Source organism: Pseudomonas sp. 44 R 15 (assembly GCF_900004965.1).
GTDB classification, from domain to species: Bacteria; Pseudomonadota; Gammaproteobacteria; order Pseudomonadales; family Pseudomonadaceae; genus Aquipseudomonas; species Aquipseudomonas orientalis_A.
In genome coordinates, this window is sequence record NZ_CVTU01000053.1 from 1 (window position 1) to 18,606 (window position 18,606).

Sequence of the window (18,606 nt, forward strand, 5' to 3'; positions counted from 1 at the left end):
CGGCTAACCCGGCGTCCTGCCGGGTTGCCCACGGATTCAAGCCTGCGTTCGGCCAGCGTGGTTTAACGGGGCGCCTAAGATCAAGATCAAAAGCCAGATCAAGGGCGACTCGCTTCGCATCGTGGTTAGCGTTGGGTGCTACCGCGTTGTGTCGATACCTATGGCTGTCAGGTGCCCGCGGGGGCATCCGGCACGTGCGGCAGCGGCGTACCCTTGGGCCATAGCATCCAGATCTGTCCCTGCTGCTTCATGTTCCCCGCCAACTCGCCTGCTGCTTCGCCTGTGCCCCAGAACAAATCTGCGCGTACTTCTCCGGTAATGGCGCCGCCGGTGTCTTGGGCTGCGACGGGTCTGGCGATCGGTGAGCCGTCGGGTTTGGTGGTGGACAGCCACAACAGGCTCCCCAGCGGAATCACCTTGCGGTCAACCGCTACGCTGTATCCCGCCGTCAAGGGCACGTTCAGCGAGCCGCGCGGCCCTTCATTGCTGTCGGGGCGGGCGCTGAAGAACACGTAGCTGGGGTTGCTCGCCAGCAGTTCGGGGATGCGTTGCGGGTGCGCCTTGGCCCAGGCGCTGATGGCGGCCATGCTCACGTCTTCCTTTTTCAGCTCGCCCTGCTCGACCAGCCAGCGACCGATAGGGCGATAGGGATAGCCGTTCTGGTCGGCATAACCCACGCGCAGTTGACGACCATCGGCCAGTTGAATACGCCCGGAGCCCTGGATCTGCAGGAACTGCAGGTCCATCGGGTCGGTCAGCCAGGCGATCGGCTTGGCGCTCGAGCCTTGGCCGTTGAGGGTGCCGGCATCGTCATATGGCTTGAGCACGCGGCCCTCCAGGCGACCGCGCAGGCGTTTGCCCTTGAGTTCCGGGTAGATTGCTTCCAGGTTGACGATAATCAGGTCGTCCGGCACGCCATACACCGGCACATGGGCGGTGGCGGTTTCGGTGAGGCTGCCGGGGTAGACCGGCTCGTAGTAGCCGGTGATCAGGCCGTTCGGCGTGTTGTCGGCTGAACGCAGGCCAAATACATCCAGGCGCTCCTTGAGGAACCCGCGAACCGTCACGGCATCGCCCGGCACGCCGGCTGCGGCTGCGCAAGTCGCCCCCCAGACCGGGTCGGCCTTGAGGCGCTGGCAGGCACTGCGCCAGGATTCGAAACCCGCCAGCAGATCGCTGTCGGAAACAGACGGCAGCGCCTCCCACGGCGCGCTCACGTAAGTGGCGACGGCATGGGGTTTGGCGGCTTCTTCTTTGGCGGGCTCTTTGCCCGCGTCCTTGCCCAGGTCGCAGCCGGCCAGCAGCGCGATCATCGGCAGAGCCCACACCAGGCGGCTCCAGAGTTTCCAATTGTCATTCATGTACGTAATTCCTGAAGCGATTGCCCGGGCTTTATCGCGTTGGGCAACCCTTATTATTAATAGGGCTATTGGTCTTTGCGGACGAGGCGGGGATACTGGCCGCCGTTTCCCGTGACCCTGAGCCACCATGACTTTTAAACATATGACGGTTGTAGTGCTGGCCTGCCTGGCCTTGTCCGCCTGCGGCGGTGTTGACCCCAATTCGCCCCTGGGCCAGCGCAAGGCGATCTTCAAGCAGATGCTCAAGACCAGCGAAGACCTGGGTGGCATGTTGCGCGGGCGTATCCCGTTCGACGGCGCCCGGTTTGCCGACGGCGCGGTCAAGCTGGACGTGTTGGCCCATGAACCCTGGCAGCACTTCCCGAGCGTACGTGAAGACGACCACACCAGTGCCAGGGACGAAGTGTGGCAAAAGCAGGCGCAATTCCAGCAACTGGCTCGCGACCTTGAAGCGGCCACCGGTGAATTGGTGACCGCAAGCCGCGTCCAGCCCTATAAGGCCGGCAGCCTTCAACCTGCGGTGCAGAAAGTCGAAGATGCCTGCAGCGCTTGCCATAAGCAGTTCCGGGACCATTGACCGGTTTTACTGGTCGAGTTCTTCCACCGCATCCTGCAACTCTTTGCGCGATTCGGCGAGCTTGTCCTTGCGCTTGTTGATCTTGTCCGCATCGCCTTTTTTCATGGCCTTGTCGAGGTCGGCTTGACGGCGGCTGACTTCGTGCTTGGCATCGAGCACCTTGTTTTCGCGCTCTTTCTTCAGCGATGCGTCAGTGCAGTTGGCGGTGACCTCGCTCAGGGCTTTTTCCAGCCCGGCCTGTTGGGCGCTGTTGCCATGGGCCTTGGCCTGTTCGATCTGGGTACTGATGGCTTGGCGCTTGGCGGCGCAGCCTGTCAGTTGGGGGGCTTCGTCGGCGGCCAGCAGCGGCGTGGTCGTGAAGCTTGCAAAGGTGAGTAACGCAAGAGGGGCAAGAAATTTCATATAAGGGCTCCAAGGTAGCAATCAGAGGGCCGGGCCGGTTTCAAAAACCGTCTATGCCGGCGCCATGTAATATTTCAGCCAATGCCTGTACCTGCGGGTCGCGGAAAAAAGCGCTCAGTTGCGCTGCGCGTCCCGGGCCGATGCCGTCAGAGGCCAGCCAGGCTTGGGTGTCTTTGGCGACCAGCGTATGCCAGTCGCCCTGCAGGTTGTTGCGCGCCGCGGGCGGCACCCCCAATGCTTTGAGCCATTGTGCAAAAGGCCGTTTGCGGGCGCTGTGAATACTGTCGAGCACCCGCGTACGGGTGCGTTCGCCGAAGCCATCAATGTTAGCAAGCTCTGCCGCATCCAGGGTCAACCAATCGAGAAAGCCTGCGATTAGACCGGCCTGGATCAATACGTTCCAGGTCTCACGCCCCATATGGGGCAAGGCCAGGCCCTGGTTGCTGCTCAGCCAGGTGAGGCGCGAGAGCAGTTGCTCCTCGCAACCAGGGTCCAGTTGCCAACAACTCAAGGCATGAAAGTCGCGAGTATCGGGCACCGGCACTTCCACCCGGGTCTTGTTGCGCAGGACCACCTCATCGAGCCGGGGAATGACCTGGCCGGCCAGGCTGATGGACACCTGGTCGCCGGGACGGATGTCCAGGTTTTGCCAGTTTTTCAGCGAGCCTGCGCTGACCCGCCTGATTTGCCGATCATCCAGCCACACGGGGTCCAGTTCGAGAATCGGTGTGATACGCCCGGTACGCCCGATCCTGAACTGCACCTTGCGCACCAGCGCCAACGCCTTGCTCACCGGGTACTTCCAGGCCACGGCCCAGTAGGGTGCGCTGGCTTTCCAGCGTTTGGCCGGCGCGCGCGCCGCCTGATGCAACACCACGCCATCGCTGGCGAACGGCAGCGGATGGTTGTACCAATGCAGACGCCAACGCGCGGCATCGCTGATGCTGGCGATGGACTGGCTATACCGCTGGCTGTCGGTAAACCCCCACCGCGCCAGCGTGGCCAGGCGCTCGGTGAAGCTGGCCGGGCCCTCGGGCCAGGCCCACACGAACAGCCCGATCCCGCCTGCCTCGGTGTCGCTCAATTGCCGTCGGTTCATCAAGCCAGCCACTTTACTGCGCGCGTTGAGCCCGCCCTGTGCGGACTGTACGTGGCCGTCGAGGCGCCAGTAGAGCTCGCCTTGCAGTACCGCATCGACCGGCTCCGACAGTTGCTGGACGATACCCGGGATTCTGCGTGCGCCAGCGGACCAATCGTGACCGAGCAGGCCGTCGCCGCGGCTGATGAGTTGGTGCAATCGGCCTTTGCGATACACCAGGGTCACGGCGACGCCGTCGACCTTGGGTTGAATCCAGACCTCCTGTCGGGTGCTGAGCCAATCACCCACTTCGGATGCGTCCAACAGCTTCTCCAGCCCGGTATGGGCGACCGGATGGCGGACTGTGCCACGAGCGCTTGCCAGCGGGTTGTCAGCCCTGGGTGTGGGTTGCAGCGCGCATTTGCGCCAATGGGCCAGGCGACGCCGGGCCTGGTCGTACAGTTCATCGCTGACGGGAGATTGACCCTGTCGGTGGTAGGCGTCATCCCATTGGCTGACCTGCCTGGCCAACGTGTCGATTTGCGCTCGGACATCATCGGGGCAGTCTTCGGCCCAGGCCCGGCACGCTAGAAAGCTGATCAGGAAAATCATCAACAGACGCATCGTGAGCATCCTTGCTCGAAAAGGGTGCTCAGCCTAAGTGATCGGCACGGCCACAAAAAAGCCCCGACCGAGCGGGGCTTTTTACCGGGTGTTTCTGCTTGGGTGAACAGGCCGCCCCACGCGTGCGGCGCGTCGTTGTTATCCGTCTCGGCTCCGCGCTTTTGCTGGCCCGCGTCGACTTCGGCCGTGGTTTCAACGATTTTGTTGCAACCTTTGAGAAACAAAAAAGCCCCGCCGGGCGAACCCGGCGGGGCTTTGGCGGCCGCGAGCGATTACAGGCCGGCAGCGGTCCGCAGGTCGTTGGCGCGGTCGGTTTTTTCCCAGGTGAAGGTGGTGAAGGTGTCGTCGCCGACCGTTTTCTGCGCAGGGGTACGGCCGAAGTGGCCGTAGGCTGCGGTTTCCTTGTACATCGGGTGCAGCAGGTCGAGCATGGTGGTGATCGCGTAAGGGCGCAGGTCGAAAATCTCACGCACCAACTTGACGATCTTGTCATCGCTGATCTTGCCGGTACCGAAGGTATTCAGCGAGATGGACGTCGGCTGGGCTACGCCAATGGCGTAGGACACCTGGATCTCGCAACGCTCGGCCAGGCCTGCGGCGACGATGTTCTTGGCCACGTAGCGACCGGCGTAGGCGGCGGAACGGTCAACCTTGGACGGGTCTTTGCCCGAAAATGCACCACCGCCGTGGCGGGCCATGCCGCCGTAGCTGTCGACGATGATCTTGCGACCGGTCAGGCCGCAGTCGCCTACCGGGCCACCGATGATGAACTGGCCGGTCGGGTTGATATGGAACTGGGTGTCCTTGGTGAGCAGTTCGGCCGGCAGCACGTGCTTGACGATCAGCTCCATCACGCCTTCGCGCAGGTCTTTGTAGGAAACGTCCGGGTTGTGCTGGGTGGACAGTACGACGGCGTCGATACCGACCACTTTGCCGCCGTCGTAGCGGCAGGTGACCTGGGACTTGGCGTCCGGGCGCAGCCATGGCAACAGCCCGGATTTGCGCGCTTCGGCCTGGCGCTGCACCAACTGGTGGGAGAAGGTGATAGGCGCAGGCATCAGCACGTCGGTTTCATTGCTGGCGTAGCCGAACATCAGGCCCTGGTCGCCGGCGCCCTGATCTTCAGGCTTGGCGCGGTCGACGCCCTGGTTGATGTCGGGGGACTGCTTGCCGATGATGTTCATCACGCCGCAGGTCGCGCCGTCAAAGCCCACGTCGGAGCTGGTGTAGCCGATGTCGGTGATCACGTCGCGCACGATCTGTTCCAGATCGACCCAGGCCGTGGTGGTGACTTCGCCGGCGATGATCGCCACGCCCGTTTTCACCAGAGTCTCGCACGCCACACGGGCGAACTTGTCTTCAGCAATGATGGCGTCCAGCACCGCGTCAGAAATCTGGTCGGCGATTTTGTCCGGATGCCCTTCAGACACGGACTCGGAGGTGAAAAGGGAGTATTCGCTCATCTCGATGTTTTCCTGATATTTACCGATGGTGAGTGTCGCCAGCCGGTCGCTGAAAATGGCGGACCTGAATCTGGAAACCATTACGTAAACCTACATAGAGGCTTTCCCCGGGAACGAGTCCCGCAGCGGTGGCCCAACGGGCCAGATCGTCCTGTTCAAAACCCAGCCAGAGATCACCGCAGGCCTCCTTGGCCCAATTCTGGTTGTGGCTGCATAAATCCGTCACCAGCAGGCTACCGCCGGGGTGCAACAGCCCGGCCATTTGCCTGAGCGCATCGGCCGGGGCGGCGAAATGGTGCAAGACCATGTTCAGCACCACGCAATCGGCCTGCAGGCTAGTGTCACTCAAGGCGTCGGCCAGTTGCAGGCTGACATTGGCCAACGCTTCGCGCTCACACAACTGGCGGGCCAGTTCGAGCATCGCCGGGCTGTTGTCCAGTGCCGTCACCTGCCCGAAGCGTCGCGCCAGGTCCGGCAGAAAACCGCCGTCGCCAGGGCCCACTTCCAAGGCCGTGGCCTTATCACTGAAGCTCAGCTTGTCCAACAGCGCCAGTACGCTTTCGCGGTACTGGGGCAAGCCGGCGATCAGGTCCTGCTGGGCACGAAACTTGTCGGCGACCCGGGAGAAAAAGTCCTGGCTGGCGGCAGCACGTTGCCCATGCACCTGGGCGATCCGCGCTTGCACAGCGCCGGGCAGGCCCAGGTTGTCGACTTCTTCGAGCAGCGCCGCGTGCAATTTGCCGCCGAGCAACTCGGTGTGGGGCAGGGCGCGGCGGTAAAAAATCGCATTGCCTTCGCGGCGAGTGGCCACCAGGTCGGCCTGGGCCAGTACCTTCAAATGATGGCTCATGCCGGACTGGCCGATGGCGAAGATCTGCGCCAGTTCCAGTACCCCGAATGAATCATTGGCCAGTGCGCGCAATACGTTCAAGCGCAACGGATCACCCGCAGCCTTGCAAAGAGCTGCCAGTTCATCGCTGTCGGCGGGAAGCAGGGAGGGCACGGGTAGGTTCATAAGGCCAGCAGTCTAGAGACGGGTGGTACTTGCCGCAAGGTCAATATCAAAAAGTTTTGATATTGATCGATAAGTGGCGGTTATAAGCAGCCGCTATTGCCTTTAGACGAACCCGCAGCGCAATTGTGCAAGGGATCGGCGCGCAAACCGCGGGAAAAACCTGCTCAAGTGACTATCTGTCATTGCCCGCAGGCGGTGGCTGAGGGAAAATGCCGGTCCTTTTTTCCGTTTCCTTATTCAAGCCCCCAGGAGATCAGCGATGCCCAGCCGTCGTGAGCGTGCCAACGCCATTCGTGCCCTCAGCATGGATGCCGTGCAAAAAGCCAACAGCGGCCATCCCGGTGCCCCGATGGGCATGGCGGATATCGCCGAGGTACTTTGGCGTGACTACCTGAAACACAACCCGAGCAACCCGTCGTTCGCCGACCGCGACCGCTTCGTGCTGTCCAACGGCCACGGCTCGATGTTGATCTATTCGCTGCTGCACCTGACCGGCTATGACGTCACCATCGACGACTTGAAAAGCTTCCGTCAACTGCACAGCCGCACCCCCGGCCACCCGGAATTCGGCTACACCCCAGGCGTCGAGACCACCACCGGTCCCCTGGGCCAGGGCCTGGCCAACGCTGTCGGCTTCGCGCTGGCGGAAAAAGTCCTGGGCGCGCAGTTCAACCGCCCCGGCCATGACATCGTCGACCACCACACCTATGTGTTCCTGGGTGATGGCTGCATGATGGAAGGCATTTCCCACGAAGTCGCCTCCCTGGCCGGCACGCTGGGCCTGGGCAAGCTGATTGCCTTCTACGATGACAACGGCATCTCCATCGACGGCGAAGTCGAAGGCTGGTTCACCGATGACACCCCCAAGCGTTTCGAAGCCTACAACTGGCAGGTAATCCGCAACGTCGACGGTCACGATCCGGAAGAAATCAAGATCGCCATCGACACCGCCCGCAAGAGCGCGCAGCCGACCCTGATCTGCTGCAAGACCACCATCGGTTTCGGTTCGCCGAACAAGCAAGGCAAGGAAGACTGCCACGGCGCCCCACTGGGTGACGCGGAAATCGCCCTGACCCGTGAAGCGCTGAAGTGGACCCACGGCCCGTTTGAAATCCCGGCCGATATCTACGCCGAATGGGATGCCAAGGAAAAAGGCCTGGCCGCCGAAGCCGAGTGGGACCAGCGTTTCGCTGCCTACTCCGCCGAATTCCCGGAGCTGGCCAATGAACTGGTACGCCGCCTGGCCGGTGACCTGCCTGCCGACTTCTCGGAAAAAGCCTCGGCCTACATCGCCGAAGTCGCGGCCAAGGGCGAGACCATCGCCAGCCGTAAAGCCAGCCAGAACACCCTGAACGCCTTCGGTCCGTTGCTGCCGGAGTTCCTCGGCGGTTCGGCCGACCTGGCCGGCTCCAACCTGACCCTGTGGAAAGGCTGCAAAGGCGTGTCGGCTGAAGACGCCAGCGGTAACTACATGTACTACGGCGTGCGTGAGTTCGGCATGAGCGCCATCATGAACGGCGTGTCCCTGCACGGTGGCCTGGTGCCTTACGGCGCGACCTTCCTGATGTTCATGGAATACGCGCGTAACGCCGTACGCATGGCCGCGCTGATGAAGAAGCGTGTGATCCATGTGTACACCCACGACTCCATCGGCCTGGGTGAAGACGGCCCGACGCACCAGCCGGTCGAGCAACTGACCAGCCTGCGCACCACGCCGAACCTGGATTGCTGGCGCCCCGCCGACGCGGTGGAATCCGCCGTGGCCTGGAAGCACGCCATCGAGCGCAAGGACGGCCCTTCGGCGCTGATCTTCTCGCGTCAGAACCTGCAGCACCAGGTGCGGACCGACGCGCAGATCGCCGATATCAGCCGTGGTGGTTATGTGCTCAAGGACTGCATCGGCGAGCCGGAACTGATCCTGATCTCCACCGGTTCCGAAGTGGGCCTGACCGTCCAGGCCTACGACAAGCTGACTGCGCAGGGCCGCAACGTTCGCGTTGTGTCCATGCCTTGCACCAGCGTGTTCGAAGCCCAGGACGCCGGCTACAAGCAATCGGTACTGCCGTTGCAGGTCAGCGCGCGTATCGCTGTCGAAGCGGCCCACGCTGACTACTGGTACAAGTACGTGGGCCTGGAAGGCCGCGTGATCGGCATGACCACCTACGGTGAGTCGGCGCCGGCGCCAGCGTTGTTCGAAGAGTTCGGTTTCACCCTGGAAAACATTCTGGGTCAGGCTGAAGAACTGCTGGAAGACTAAGGCGCTAACGCGGTGGCCCACTGGCCACCGCCTCTACTGTAGGAGCGAGCTTGCTCGCGAAGATCGTCAACGATAACGCAGCGTTTCTGGTTTAACGCGGCGCTCTCAAGTTCTTCGCGAGCAAGCTCGCTCCTACAGTTTGTGTCGCCCACAATGCGAGAACCCCATGCCCCAACCGCGTCCCTACAAAGTTGCACTCAACGGCTACGGCCGCATTGGTCGTTGCGTCTTGCGTGCGCTGTTCGAGCGAGGGGCGGCGGCCGGGTTTGAAATTGTCGCGATCAACGATCTGGCCGACATGGCCAGCATCGAATACCTGACACGCTTTGACTCCACCCACGGCCGTTTCCCCGGCGAAGTGCGGATCGAAGGTGATTGTCTGCATATTAATGGCAGCTGCGTGCAGGTCTTGCGCAGCGCCACCCCTGAAGGCATCGACTGGAAAGCACTGGGCGTCGACCTGGTGCTGGAGTGTTCCGGTGTCTATAACACCCGTGCCGACGGCCAGCGTTTTCTCGACGCCGGCGCACCGCGCGTGCTGTTTTCCCAGCCGATGGCCAGCGAGGCCGATGTCGACGCCACCATCGTCTACGGCATCAACCAGGATTGCCTGACCGGCGCTGAGCTGCTGGTGTCCAATGCGTCGTGCACCACCAACTGCAGCGTGCCGTTGTTGCGCCTGCTGGATCAGGCGATCGGCATCGATTACGTGTCGATCACCACGATTCACTCGGCAATGAACGACCAGCCGGTGATCGACGCCTATCATCATGAAGACCTGCGCCGCACGCGCTCGGCATTCCAGTCGGTGATTCCGGTGTCCACCGGCTTGGCCCGCGGCATCGAGCGACTGTTGCCGGAACTTGCCGGACGAATCCAGGCCAAAGCCGTACGGGTGCCGACGGTGAATGTGTCTTGCCTGGACATCACCCTGCAAACCGTCAGCGACACCGATGCGACGGAGGTCAACCGGATCCTGCGCGACGCCGCCACCCGCGGCCCGCTCAAAGGCCTGCTGGCTTACACCGAGTTGCCGCACGCCAGTTGTGATTTCAACCATGACCCGCATTCGGCCATTGTCGATGCCAGCCAGACCCGCGTTTCCGGCCCGAGGCTGGTGAACATCCTGGCCTGGTTCGACAACGAATGGGGCTTTGCCAACCGCATGCTTGATGTGGCAGAACACTATCTGCACATCGCCGCTAAACAACCTCAACAGTAACTCAGGAACTGCGACCCATGACCGTGTTGAAGATGACCGACCTCGATCTGCAAGGTAAGCGCGTACTGATTCGCGAAGACCTCAACGTCCCAGTCAAGGACGGTGTTGTCACCAGCGATGCGCGAATCCTGGCCTCGCTGCCGACCATCAAGCTGGCCCTGGAAAAAGGCGCGGCCGTGATGGTCTGCTCCCACCTGGGCCGCCCGACCGAAGGCGAGTTTTCCGCCGAAAACAGCCTCAAGCCGGTCGCCGAGTACCTGAGCAAGGCCCTGGGCCGTGACGTGCCGTTGGTCGCAGATTACCTGGGTGGCGTGGACGTGAAAGCCGGCGACATCGTGCTGTTCGAAAACGTGCGCTTCAACAAGGGCGAGAAAAAGAACAGCGACGAACTGGCCCAGCAGTACGCAGCATTGTGCGACGTGTTCGTGATGGACGCCTTTGGCACCGCCCACCGCGCCGAAGGTTCGACCCACGGCGTGGCCAAGTTCGCCAAGGTCGCGGCGGCCGGCCCGCTGCTGGCGGCTGAGCTGGATGCGTTGGGCAAGGCCCTGGGCGCTCCGGCACAACCGATGGCCGCCATCGTCGCGGGTTCCAAGGTCTCCACCAAGCTGGACGTGCTCAACAGCCTCAGCCAGATCTGCAACCAGTTGATCGTCGGCGGCGGCATCGCCAACACCTTCCTGGCTGCAGCGGGTCACCCGGTGGGCAAGTCCCTGTACGAGCCGGACCTGCTGGACACCGCCCGCGCCATCGCCGCCAAAGTCAGCGTGCCGATGCCGGTGGACGTGGTGGTCGCCAAGGAATTCGCTGAAAGCGCCGAAGCGACCGTCAAGCTGATCGCTGACGTGGCCGACGACGACATGATCCTGGACATCGGCCCGCAAACCGCAGCCAACTTCGCTGAACTGTTGAAAGCTTCCCAGACCATCCTGTGGAATGGCCCGGTCGGCGTCTTCGAATTCGACCAATTCGGCAATGGCACCAAAGTATTGGCCAAAGCCATTGCTGAAAGCTCCGCATTTTCCATCGCCGGCGGCGGTGACACCCTGGCGGCCATCGATAAATATGGCGTTGCTGATCAGATCTCCTACATTTCTACCGGTGGCGGTGCGTTCCTTGAATTCGTCGAGGGCAAGGTACTGCCGGCCGTGGAAGTGCTGGAAACCCGGGCCAAGGGTTAAGGCGCGCGTGATCAGGAAAAGGAGCGTTCCCATGATCAAGTCGTTGGCACTGGTGATCACAGCGGGCCTGTTGGCCGGCTGCGGCAGCACGCCGAGTGCGGCGCCCGAGGCGGAAAAGGCCTCGGCACCGCTTAAAAAAAGCTGCTACCAGGCTGACTGGCAAGCCGAGACCATGCCGGTGATCAACAAGCGCATCGGCAACGAACGGCTGGAGAAATACGACTCCGCGCCCAACGGTCAGGAACAGGGTTGCCCATGACGGGTCTGATCCACTAACCCACAGCAACGGCGGCCCCTGGTCGCCCTGCGAGGATTGGCAATGAAAGGCGTTTTCGCCCTGGCAACCCTGGCCTTGTTGGCCGGTTGCAGCAGCATGAGCATGTTCGACAAGGCAGAGCCTGCAGACAAGTGGACCACCTGGACCTGCGACAGCAAGGCCGAGGTCAACTGGCGCTTTGTCAATCAGGACCGCAGCGAGGTGGATGTACGTCTCGGTGGTTCGGACCAGGTCTACCGCCTCAAGCAGGACGTGGCGGCATCGGGCGCGCTGTACAGCGACGGCCAGCTGGCCTTTCACACCAAGGGTGAGGAAGGCCTGGTGTATTGGGTGGCCACGGATGATTTGATTGGGCGCGGCTGCAAGGCCAACTGAGATCTGTCATGAGATGAGATCCAAATGTGGGAGGGGGCTTGCCCCCGATTGCGGCGTGTCAGCCAGCACTTGGGTGTCAGGCTGACCGCTATCGGGAGCAAGCCCCCTCCCACATTGATTCGGTTTCAACTTGGAATTTGAGTCGGCTACACCAGCAATAACGATTCAGCAGCTCAAGCTCAACCCCTTGATCTGCAATAACTTGAATAGCAGCCGCCGCTACGGCAGGCTTGCACGATTAACGACCCTCGATCGGGAGAGACAACACAATGGCACTTATCAGCATGCGTCAAATGCTGGACCACGCAGCCGAGTTCGGCTACGGCGTCCCAGCCTTTAACGTCAACAACCTTGAGCAGATGCGCGCCATCATGGAAGCCGCTGACAAGACCGACTCCCCCGTGATCGTCCAGGCTTCGGCCGGTGCCCGCAAATACGCCGGCGCGCCGTTCCTGCGCCACCTGATCCTTGCCGCCATCGAAGAATTCCCGCATATCCCGGTGTGCATGCACCAGGACCACGGCACCAGCCCTGACGTGTGCCAGCGCTCCATCCAACTGGGCTTCAGCTCGGTGATGATGGACGGCTCCCTGGGCGAAGACGGCAAGACCCCGACCGATTACGAATACAACGTACGCGTGACCCAGCAAACCGTGGCCATGGCTCACGCCTGCGGCGTGTCGGTGGAAGGCGAACTGGGCTGCCTGGGCTCCCTGGAAACCGGCATGGCCGGTGAAGAAGACGGCATCGGCGCCGAAGGCGTGCTCGACCACAGCCAGATGCTGACCGATCCGGAAGAGGCTGCGGACTTCGTCAAGAAGACCCAGGTCGACGCCCTGGCCATCGCCATCGGCACCAGCCACGGCGCCTACAAGTTCACCAAGCCGCCTACCGGCGACGTGCTGGCGATTGATCGTATCAAGGAAATCCACAAACGCATCCCCAACACCCACCTGGTGATGCACGGCTCTTCCTCGGTACCGCAAGAGTGGCTGGCGATCATCAACCAGTACGGCGGCGACATCAAGGAAACCTACGGCGTACCGGTTGAAGAAATCGTCGAAGGCATCAAGTACGGCGTGCGCAAGGTCAACATCGACACCGACCTGCGCCTGGCCTCCACCGGTGCGATGCGTCGCCTCATGGCCACCAACCCGAGCGAATTCGACCCGCGTAAATTCTTCGGTGCGACCGTGACCGCGATGCGTGATGTGTGTATCGCGCGTTATGAAGCATTTGGTACCGCCGGTAATGCTTCGAAGATCAAGCCGATTTCTTTGGAGGCTATGTATCAGCGGTATTTGAAGGGTGAGTTGAACGCTAAGGTGAACTGAGTCTTAAGCGTTTAACTAAGGAAGCCCGCAGCGATGCGGGCTTTTTTTTGCCTTGGGTTTGATCAGGCGGCGTGGGGCGTATCGAAACCACGCTGTTCAATCACTCGAAACACATCACTCACATCCTGCACCAGAATGCGTGCGGTATTGGCCGCGTTGTTCAGGTCGCGCTCGGCGAAGTCCGGCAGGCTGGAGCAGGCCATGAGGTTGAGGTGTTCGAGGGCGGCGTTGAGGCGTTCGCGCAGGCAGGCGTGGAGGTCTAGCAGTGGGGCGTTGCTGTCTATCAAGAGAACGGGCGAATCGGTCGCGGACTCAGTGCAGGGATAAAAACGGCGGGGCGGAAGTTGGTTGTTCATGGCAAATCCTTAACTCGAAAGAAGAATAGCCACCGTTTGCTGCGAAACAAATTGGGTGGCAGCTGTACGCGGGTTCGCAGACCGAGGAGTTAAGACCCGGCAGACCCGAAGGTCTCCCACGCACAGCCGCCATAACAAAGACGACCTTCGGCTGGGAGCCTGGGCTGTTTTGACGGATGCGGAATTAACTCTGTAGGGCTGCGAAACCCTGTCGCCGATCAATGCCAGCGACGGAGCGAACTATAAGCGGCCATCTGTCTGGCCGCAACGGTACTGTAGGACGAACACCGGCCTCTCAGGCCAGGCAGGACAACTGTGGGAGGGGGCTTGCCCCCGATTGCGGAGTGTCAGCATGCACAGTCGGCGGCTGGCCCACCGCTATCGGGGTCAAGCCCCCTCCCACAGGTGGACTGCAGTGGCTTCAAGGCCTGGGAACGGTCCCTTGGTTTATCGGACCTTGCCTGCATACGCTGGGCCGATCCGTTTTACTCGTGATCAATATCCAACTTGGCAAACGTCACCCGTGCCCCCTCCTTGCTGTCCCCACTGTTGTCCTGCACATACACCCCCGCCTTGAAGTACAGCGGCTTGTCGCCCCAGGCCGCGCCGATGCGATCATTCCACTCGCTGTCGGCCGCGTTCACGCTGAGCAATCCGGCCTTGTTGAGGTTGATCACATAGGTAAAGCTCTTCTCCAGGGGCACGTTGGAGGCGACCGTGATGACCCTGCTTTCGGATTCATCCGGGCGCATGCGCACTTTGGCGACGATGTTGCCGGTCTGGGTTTTTTCCTTGAATTGGTACTCCAGCTTGATCAGGGGTTTCTGGCTGTCATAGGCATGGATCTGGCCGATCACGACCTTGCCGCTGGACGGCACCTGGTTGACGGTGAGCGTGGCGCGCAGGAAGTTGTCGGCCTCGGGGTAGGTCCAGTTGCGCAGGCGCCCGTCGGCGTAGGTTTCGCGCAGTTCGCTGCGCGGGTAGATGGCGTTTTCGGTGCGGGTGCCGGTGACGGGCGTCCAGAACTGCACATCGCTGCCTTCGGCCTGGAAGTACTGGTCATTGAAGCCGCTGAGCAGCTTCGGGGTTTCGATGGTCGTGGGCGGGGAGCCGACCGGAATGCTCAGGTTCCAGGTGGAAAGGTCGATCATGGTGTTGGCCTTTTGACGAGGGGTGAACGCTTTAGCCCGAGGGCTGCACAGGTTCTTTATAGGTGGTGTTAACCCACTTGTTAAACGCTGGCTGGCGATTTATTGGCGTCAGAGGAATGCCAAAAAGCCATGTTGCCCATGGTACGCGGGCTGTAGCGCCTTACCGTTAGTCGGCTTCCCGGGGTTTGGCGCGATGATGGCACCGACGTTACTTCTGCTTTTATATTCCCGGGGCTAGAGTGAGGCCTCATTATTTGTCCGGTTTTGAGTACCCGAAGTGACCGGTGCAGTTCCTTAAGGAAGAGACGTAGCATGGATTGCGCTTCAAACCTCGGCGACGGTAGTTCAGTTCTCCTGGTGGTCGATGACTACCCGGAAAATCTCGTCAGCATGCGTGCCGTGTTACAGCGTGAAGACTGGCGAGTGATTACCGCGACTTCCGGTTTGCAGGCCCTGGAGTTGCTGCTGGAGCATGACGTCGACCTGGTGTTGCTGGACGTGCGGATGCCCGGTATGGATGGCTTCGAGGTGGCCCGTCTGATGCGCGGCAGCCAGCGCACGAGCATGACGCCGATCATCTTTCTCTCGGCCAATGCCCAGTCCCCCGACGCGGTGCTCCAGGGCTACGCCAGCGGTGCGATCGACTACCTGTTCAAACCCTTCGACCCGCATATTCTCAAGCCCAAGGTACAGGCACTGCTGGAACATCAGCGTAATCGCCGTGAGCTGCAGCGGTTGAGCCATGACCTGGAGGCCGCCCGCGCCTTCAATGCCTCGGTATTGGACAACGCCGCCGAAGGGATTCTGGTGGTGGGCGAGGGCAGCGTGATCCAGTACGCCAACCCGGCTATCTCCAGGCTGCTCAATGCCACGATGGCCGAGTTGCAGGGCGAGAGTTTCCTGAGTTTCCTGCAAAAGCCCCATGTGCCGGCCTGGCTGGGGTTCCCGATGTACGAGGCGTATTGCAAAGGCGAAACGTGGCGCTTGCACGACGCTATTTTGCGCACCAGTCGCGGTCAACAGGTGCCGGTGGCGTTGTCCTGCGCACCCTTGCCCGCAGAGCAGAAGGCAATGGTGGTGACGGTGCTGGACATGTCCGAGGTACGCCACCTGCACCAGCAGTTGGAGTTCCAGGCGGTGACCGACCCGTTGACCGGGCTGCTCAATCGTCGGGGCTTCCACCAGACGGTGGAGAGCATGTTGTCGCGCAGCGAGCGCAATGAGCAGTCGCTGGTGCTGCTGTACCTGGACCTGGATGGCTTCAAGCGCGTCAACGACACCCTGGGCCACGACGCCGGCGATCGCGTGCTGCGCTGGGTGTCCGAGCAGATGCAGGCGTGCCTGCGCTCCTACGACATTCTTGGGCGCATGGGCGGGGATGAGTTCACGGCATTGCTGGAGCTGGAATTCCCGGAGCAGGCGGCGAAGATTGCGGAAAAACTGATCGAGCGGGTGTCGGTGTGCCAGCAGGTCGACGGTTTGGAGGTGATGCTCGGCGTCAGCATCGGTATCGCGACCTTCCCGGACTGCGGCTCGGACCTGAGCGGCCTGCTGCGCGCGGCGGACATCGCCATGTACGAAGCCAAGCGCGCCGGCCGTCAGCAATATCGCTATTACGACCATGAAATGAACGGTCGAGCCCGCTCGCGCCTGATGCTTGAAGACAGTGTGCGCACCGCGATTCAAAACAAGGATTTCGTCCTGGTGTACCAGCCCCAGGTGTCGCTGGTGGACGGGCGCTTGCGGGGTGTCGAGGCGTTGCTGCGCTGGCAGCACCCGAGTGTCGGTGACGTGCCGCCGGGGTTGTTCCTGCCGCTGCTGGAAGAGGCGCGGCTGATCAGCCAGTTGAGCAGCTGGATTTACCAGCAGGTCGCTGCCCAGCGCCAGGTCTGGCAAGCGTCTTTCGATGATGAGCTGGTGTTGAGCGTGAGCCTGAGCAGCAGTCAGTTCAATACGCCCAACCTGGTCGGCCAACTGCGGCAGGTCCTCGAACGGCACGGTTTGCAGGGGCGGCAACTGGAGGTGGAAATCAGTGAAGACTGCCTGATGAGCAACCTTGAGGAATCGACCAAGCAGCTCACCTTGTTGCGTGAGCTGGGGGTGCGTATCGCCCTGGATGACTTTGGCGCGGGTCGCTGTTCCCTGGCCCATCTGCGCGACCTGGCGTTCGACACCCTCAAGCTTGACCCGCAATTGGTGGCCCGATTGCCAGGCTCCGCGCGGGATGCCGCAATGGCGCGCAGCATCATCGAGCTGTGCGGGCATTTTGAGGTGCTGGTGATCGCCGAAGGCGTGCAAAGCCTCGAACAGGCGCAGTGGCTCAAGGCCAACGGGTGTTCATTGATCCAGGGCACCTGGGCGGCGGCACCGCTGATGGCCGAGGACGTCGTCGGTTGGTCGCACCCTCACGCGCTGTGAATTCGCTACACTGGCGGCCGTCCGAATCACATTGCAGCCCCCATGACCGCGTTGAAATACCTTCAGGCCTATCCCGCCGCCCTTCAGGAACAAGTGCGCCAATTGATCGCCAAGGACCAGTTGGGCGCCTACCTGGAGCAGCGTTACCCCGAGCGCCACGCCGTGCAGAGCGACAAGGCCCTGTACAGCTACGCCCTGGCCTTGAAGCAGGAACACCTGCGCAATGCACCGTCGATCGACAAGGTGCTGTTCGATAACCGCCTGGACCTGACCCACCGCGCCCTGGGTTTGCACACCACGATTTCCCGGGTGCAGGGCGGCAATCTCAAGTCCAAGAAAGAGATCCGCATCGCCTCGCTGTTCAAGGAGGCGGCCCCCGAGTTTCTGCGCATGATCGTGGTGCACGAACTGGCGCACTTCAAGGAATCGGACCACAACAAGGCGTTCTATAAACTCTGTGAACACATGATGCCGGGCTACCATCAGGTGGAATTCGACCTGCGGGTGTACCTGACCTGGCGCGATTTGCAGGGCAAGCCCCAATTACAAGGCGATTGACCATGGATGTGAGCAAGACCAAGAGCAGCTTTTACCGTCGCTTGTATGTGGCGTACCTGATCGACAGCGGGCTGGCCAGCAGCGTCCCGGCGCTGACTGAAGTGACCGGTATGCCGCGGCGCACGGCGCAGGACACGATTGCGGCGTTGGCCGACCTGGATATCGTGTGTGAGTTCGAGCAGGAAGAGGGTGCGCGCAATCACGCCGGGGGTTATCGGATTCGTGAGTGGGGGGCGATTGATCGGGGGTGGATCGAGGCCAATCTTGCGGCGGTCAAGCGGGTGTTGGGTTACCCCCGATGAGGCCCTCAGGCCCGGCGCATACCAATATGTGGAATATCGTCCTCCAGATATTCCTCACCCTCCACTACAAACCCATACCGCCCGTAATACCCCTGCAAATGCGCCTGGGCGGACAGGAAGATCGGTGTCTCGGGCCAGATCTCCTCGATCTGCTTGAGGGTCTCTTCCATCATCAAATGCCCCAGCCCGGTGCCCCGCGCCGACGGCGCGACGATCACCCGGCCAATCACCACATCGCCGCCCTGTGACTCCGGGTCGAGCAGCCGCAGGTAGGCCACCAGCTCATCCGCTTTCCAGGCCATCAGGTGGTGGGTATCGCCGGACAGGTCCTGCCCGTCGATGTCCTGGTAAACACACTGTTGCTCAACCACGAACACTTCGCCGCGCAGGCGCAGGGTGGCGTACAGCTGTTCCTTGCCCAGATCGTCGTGATGTCTGCAGATCCAATCGACCGTCATGAGGTGCGCTCTTGTCAAAGGCTTGGCAGGGATAGTAAGTGCGACTGGCGCTGCTGTCCAAAGCCGGTCGTTTTTGTGAATGGCGTCAATTTGCCATCATTCAGTGCATGCGTACCTGACTTCTTTGTGCAATAACCAATGCAGGCTCATTGATGAGCTACTGTTATCAGGCCATCGCCTGCCCGCCAAGGATTTTA

At 61.5% G+C, this 18,606-nt stretch carries 18 protein-coding genes; 10 read left to right on the forward strand and 8 right to left on the reverse strand.

Going from position 1 to position 18,606, the window contains the following annotated elements:
- Nucleotides 1-167 precede the first annotated feature (167 nt).
- Nucleotides 168-1,361 carry a murein transglycosylase A gene (locus BFP93_RS05950; RefSeq protein ID WP_065892424.1) on the reverse strand — a complete coding sequence of 398 codons (1,194 nt, stop codon included), beginning with the start codon at nucleotides 1,359-1,361 and terminating at the stop codon, nucleotides 168-170.
- Between the two features lie 127 nt (nucleotides 1,362-1,488).
- On the opposite strand from BFP93_RS05950, the gene BFP93_RS05955 reads away from it, so the two are divergent.
- The gene (locus tag BFP93_RS05955) at nucleotides 1,489-1,938 is read left to right on the forward strand and encodes a c-type cytochrome (RefSeq protein ID WP_065892425.1); all 450 of its coding nucleotides are present in this window, start codon (nucleotides 1,489-1,491) and stop codon (nucleotides 1,936-1,938) included.
- Between the two features lie 6 nt (nucleotides 1,939-1,944).
- Here the strand turns inward: BFP93_RS05955 and BFP93_RS05960 are convergent, their stop codons facing one another.
- The 4 genes from BFP93_RS05960 to BFP93_RS05975 all read right to left on the reverse strand — a co-directional run bounded on the left by BFP93_RS05960 (nucleotide 1,945) and on the right by BFP93_RS05975 (nucleotide 6,520).
- On the reverse strand, nucleotides 1,945-2,340 hold the full coding sequence (locus BFP93_RS05960; protein WP_065892426.1) for a DUF1090 domain-containing protein: 396 nt from the start codon (nucleotides 2,338-2,340) through the stop codon (nucleotides 1,945-1,947).
- 40 nt (nucleotides 2,341-2,380) lie between these two features.
- The gene (ligB, locus tag BFP93_RS05965; RefSeq protein ID WP_065892427.1) at nucleotides 2,381-4,042 is read right to left on the reverse strand and encodes an NAD-dependent DNA ligase LigB; all 1,662 of its coding nucleotides are present in this window, start codon (nucleotides 4,040-4,042) and stop codon (nucleotides 2,381-2,383) included.
- 272 nt (nucleotides 4,043-4,314) lie between these two features.
- Nucleotides 4,315-5,505, reverse strand: a complete 1,191-nt coding sequence (metK, locus tag BFP93_RS05970) for a methionine adenosyltransferase (protein ID WP_065892428.1) — start codon at nucleotides 5,503-5,505, stop codon at nucleotides 4,315-4,317.
- A gap of 19 nt (nucleotides 5,506-5,524) precedes the next feature.
- Nucleotides 5,525-6,520 (reverse strand): ArsR/SmtB family transcription factor, encoded by a 996-nt coding sequence (locus BFP93_RS05975; protein WP_065892429.1) that lies wholly within the window; start codon nucleotides 6,518-6,520, stop codon nucleotides 5,525-5,527.
- Between the two features lie 259 nt (nucleotides 6,521-6,779).
- On the opposite strand from BFP93_RS05975, the gene tkt reads away from it, so the two are divergent.
- From tkt to fba, 6 genes are all read left to right on the forward strand, one after another.
- Nucleotides 6,780-8,777: a transketolase gene (gene tkt, locus BFP93_RS05980; RefSeq protein WP_065892430.1), complete on the forward strand. Its 1,998-nt coding sequence runs from the start codon at nucleotides 6,780-6,782 to the stop codon at nucleotides 8,775-8,777.
- Nucleotides 8,778-8,943: 166 nt separating this feature from the next.
- The gene (gene epd, locus BFP93_RS05985) at nucleotides 8,944-9,999 is read left to right on the forward strand and encodes an erythrose-4-phosphate dehydrogenase (RefSeq protein WP_065885403.1); all 1,056 of its coding nucleotides are present in this window, start codon (nucleotides 8,944-8,946) and stop codon (nucleotides 9,997-9,999) included.
- 17 nt (nucleotides 10,000-10,016) lie between these two features.
- Nucleotides 10,017-11,180, forward strand: a complete 1,164-nt coding sequence (locus tag BFP93_RS05990; protein WP_065892431.1) for a phosphoglycerate kinase — start codon at nucleotides 10,017-10,019, stop codon at nucleotides 11,178-11,180.
- A 31-nt stretch (nucleotides 11,181-11,211) separates the two neighbouring features.
- The gene (locus BFP93_RS05995) at nucleotides 11,212-11,439 is read left to right on the forward strand and encodes a hypothetical protein (protein ID WP_065892432.1); all 228 of its coding nucleotides are present in this window, start codon (nucleotides 11,212-11,214) and stop codon (nucleotides 11,437-11,439) included.
- Between the two features lie 60 nt (nucleotides 11,440-11,499).
- The gene (locus BFP93_RS06000) at nucleotides 11,500-11,832 is read left to right on the forward strand and encodes an MliC family protein (protein WP_065892433.1); all 333 of its coding nucleotides are present in this window, start codon (nucleotides 11,500-11,502) and stop codon (nucleotides 11,830-11,832) included.
- Between the two features lie 269 nt (nucleotides 11,833-12,101).
- Complete coding sequence (fba, locus tag BFP93_RS06005; protein WP_003177554.1) at nucleotides 12,102-13,166, forward strand: class II fructose-bisphosphate aldolase; 1,065 nt, start codon at nucleotides 12,102-12,104, stop codon at nucleotides 13,164-13,166.
- A gap of 62 nt (nucleotides 13,167-13,228) precedes the next feature.
- Here the strand turns inward: fba and BFP93_RS06010 are convergent, their stop codons facing one another.
- Together BFP93_RS06010 and BFP93_RS06015 are read right to left on the reverse strand one after the other, a co-directional pair.
- Complete coding sequence (locus tag BFP93_RS06010) at nucleotides 13,229-13,522, reverse strand: fructose-bisphosphate aldolase (RefSeq protein ID WP_065892434.1); 294 nt, start codon at nucleotides 13,520-13,522, stop codon at nucleotides 13,229-13,231.
- A gap of 485 nt (nucleotides 13,523-14,007) precedes the next feature.
- On the reverse strand, nucleotides 14,008-14,673 hold the full coding sequence (locus tag BFP93_RS06015; protein WP_065885408.1) for a polysaccharide lyase family 7 protein: 666 nt from the start codon (nucleotides 14,671-14,673) through the stop codon (nucleotides 14,008-14,010).
- 312 nt (nucleotides 14,674-14,985) lie between these two features.
- Here BFP93_RS06015 and BFP93_RS06020 point away from each other — a divergent pair, with 312 nt between their 5' ends.
- Genes BFP93_RS06020 through BFP93_RS06030 form a run of 3 tightly spaced genes read left to right on the forward strand, consistent with a single transcriptional unit; the run spans nucleotide 14,986 to nucleotide 17,951 of the window.
- Nucleotides 14,986-17,091, forward strand: coding sequence for a putative bifunctional diguanylate cyclase/phosphodiesterase (locus BFP93_RS06020; RefSeq protein ID WP_065892435.1), 2,106 nt, complete (start codon nucleotides 14,986-14,988; stop codon nucleotides 17,089-17,091).
- 42 nt (nucleotides 17,092-17,133) lie between these two features.
- Entirely contained in the window at nucleotides 17,134-17,649 is a 516-nt protein-coding gene (locus BFP93_RS06025) for a M48 metallopeptidase family protein (RefSeq protein ID WP_065885410.1), read from the forward strand.
- A gap of 2 nt (nucleotides 17,650-17,651) precedes the next feature.
- The gene (locus BFP93_RS06030; RefSeq protein WP_065892436.1) at nucleotides 17,652-17,951 is read left to right on the forward strand and encodes a winged helix-turn-helix domain-containing protein; all 300 of its coding nucleotides are present in this window, start codon (nucleotides 17,652-17,654) and stop codon (nucleotides 17,949-17,951) included.
- Nucleotides 17,952-17,956: 5 nt separating this feature from the next.
- On the opposite strand, the gene BFP93_RS06035 is transcribed toward BFP93_RS06030, so the two are convergent.
- Complete coding sequence (locus BFP93_RS06035) at nucleotides 17,957-18,409, reverse strand: GNAT family N-acetyltransferase (RefSeq protein WP_065892437.1); 453 nt, start codon at nucleotides 18,407-18,409, stop codon at nucleotides 17,957-17,959.
- Between the last annotated feature and the right edge of the window lie 197 nt (nucleotides 18,410-18,606).

Excerpts from the sequence above, each read along its gene's own strand:
- epd (WP_065885403.1), top strand. The coding sequence starts at position 8,944 with ATGCCCCAACCGCGTCCCTACAAAGTTGCACTCAACGGCTACGGCCGC.
- BFP93_RS05990 (WP_065892431.1), top strand. The coding sequence starts at position 10,017 with ATGACCGTGTTGAAGATGACCGACCTCGATCTGCAAGGTAAGCGCGTA.
- tkt (WP_065892430.1), top strand. The coding sequence starts at position 6,780 with ATGCCCAGCCGTCGTGAGCGTGCCAACGCCATTCGTGCCCTCAGCATG.
- BFP93_RS06020 (WP_065892435.1), top strand. The coding sequence starts at position 14,986 with ATGGATTGCGCTTCAAACCTCGGCGACGGTAGTTCAGTTCTCCTGGTG.
- BFP93_RS06025 (WP_065885410.1), top strand. The coding sequence starts at position 17,134 with ATGACCGCGTTGAAATACCTTCAGGCCTATCCCGCCGCCCTTCAGGAA.
- BFP93_RS05975 (WP_065892429.1), bottom strand. The coding sequence starts at position 6,520 with ATGAACCTACCCGTGCCCTCCCTGCTTCCCGCCGACAGCGATGAACTG.
- BFP93_RS05950 (WP_065892424.1), bottom strand. The coding sequence starts at position 1,361 with ATGAATGACAATTGGAAACTCTGGAGCCGCCTGGTGTGGGCTCTGCCG.
- BFP93_RS06030 (WP_065892436.1), top strand. The coding sequence starts at position 17,652 with ATGGATGTGAGCAAGACCAAGAGCAGCTTTTACCGTCGCTTGTATGTG.
- BFP93_RS06015 (WP_065885408.1), bottom strand. The coding sequence starts at position 14,673 with ATGATCGACCTTTCCACCTGGAACCTGAGCATTCCGGTCGGCTCCCCG.
- BFP93_RS06035 (WP_065892437.1), bottom strand. The coding sequence starts at position 18,409 with ATGACGGTCGATTGGATCTGCAGACATCACGACGATCTGGGCAAGGAA.
- metK (WP_065892428.1), bottom strand. The coding sequence starts at position 5,505 with ATGAGCGAATACTCCCTTTTCACCTCCGAGTCCGTGTCTGAAGGGCAT.
- BFP93_RS05955 (WP_065892425.1), top strand. The coding sequence starts at position 1,489 with ATGACTTTTAAACATATGACGGTTGTAGTGCTGGCCTGCCTGGCCTTG.
- BFP93_RS06010 (WP_065892434.1), bottom strand. The coding sequence starts at position 13,522 with ATGAACAACCAACTTCCGCCCCGCCGTTTTTATCCCTGCACTGAGTCC.
- BFP93_RS05995 (WP_065892432.1), top strand. The coding sequence starts at position 11,212 with ATGATCAAGTCGTTGGCACTGGTGATCACAGCGGGCCTGTTGGCCGGC.
- ligB (WP_065892427.1), bottom strand. The coding sequence starts at position 4,042 with ATGCGTCTGTTGATGATTTTCCTGATCAGCTTTCTAGCGTGCCGGGCC.
- BFP93_RS05960 (WP_065892426.1), bottom strand. The coding sequence starts at position 2,340 with ATGAAATTTCTTGCCCCTCTTGCGTTACTCACCTTTGCAAGCTTCACG.
- BFP93_RS06000 (WP_065892433.1), top strand. The coding sequence starts at position 11,500 with ATGAAAGGCGTTTTCGCCCTGGCAACCCTGGCCTTGTTGGCCGGTTGC.
- fba (WP_003177554.1), top strand. The coding sequence starts at position 12,102 with ATGGCACTTATCAGCATGCGTCAAATGCTGGACCACGCAGCCGAGTTC.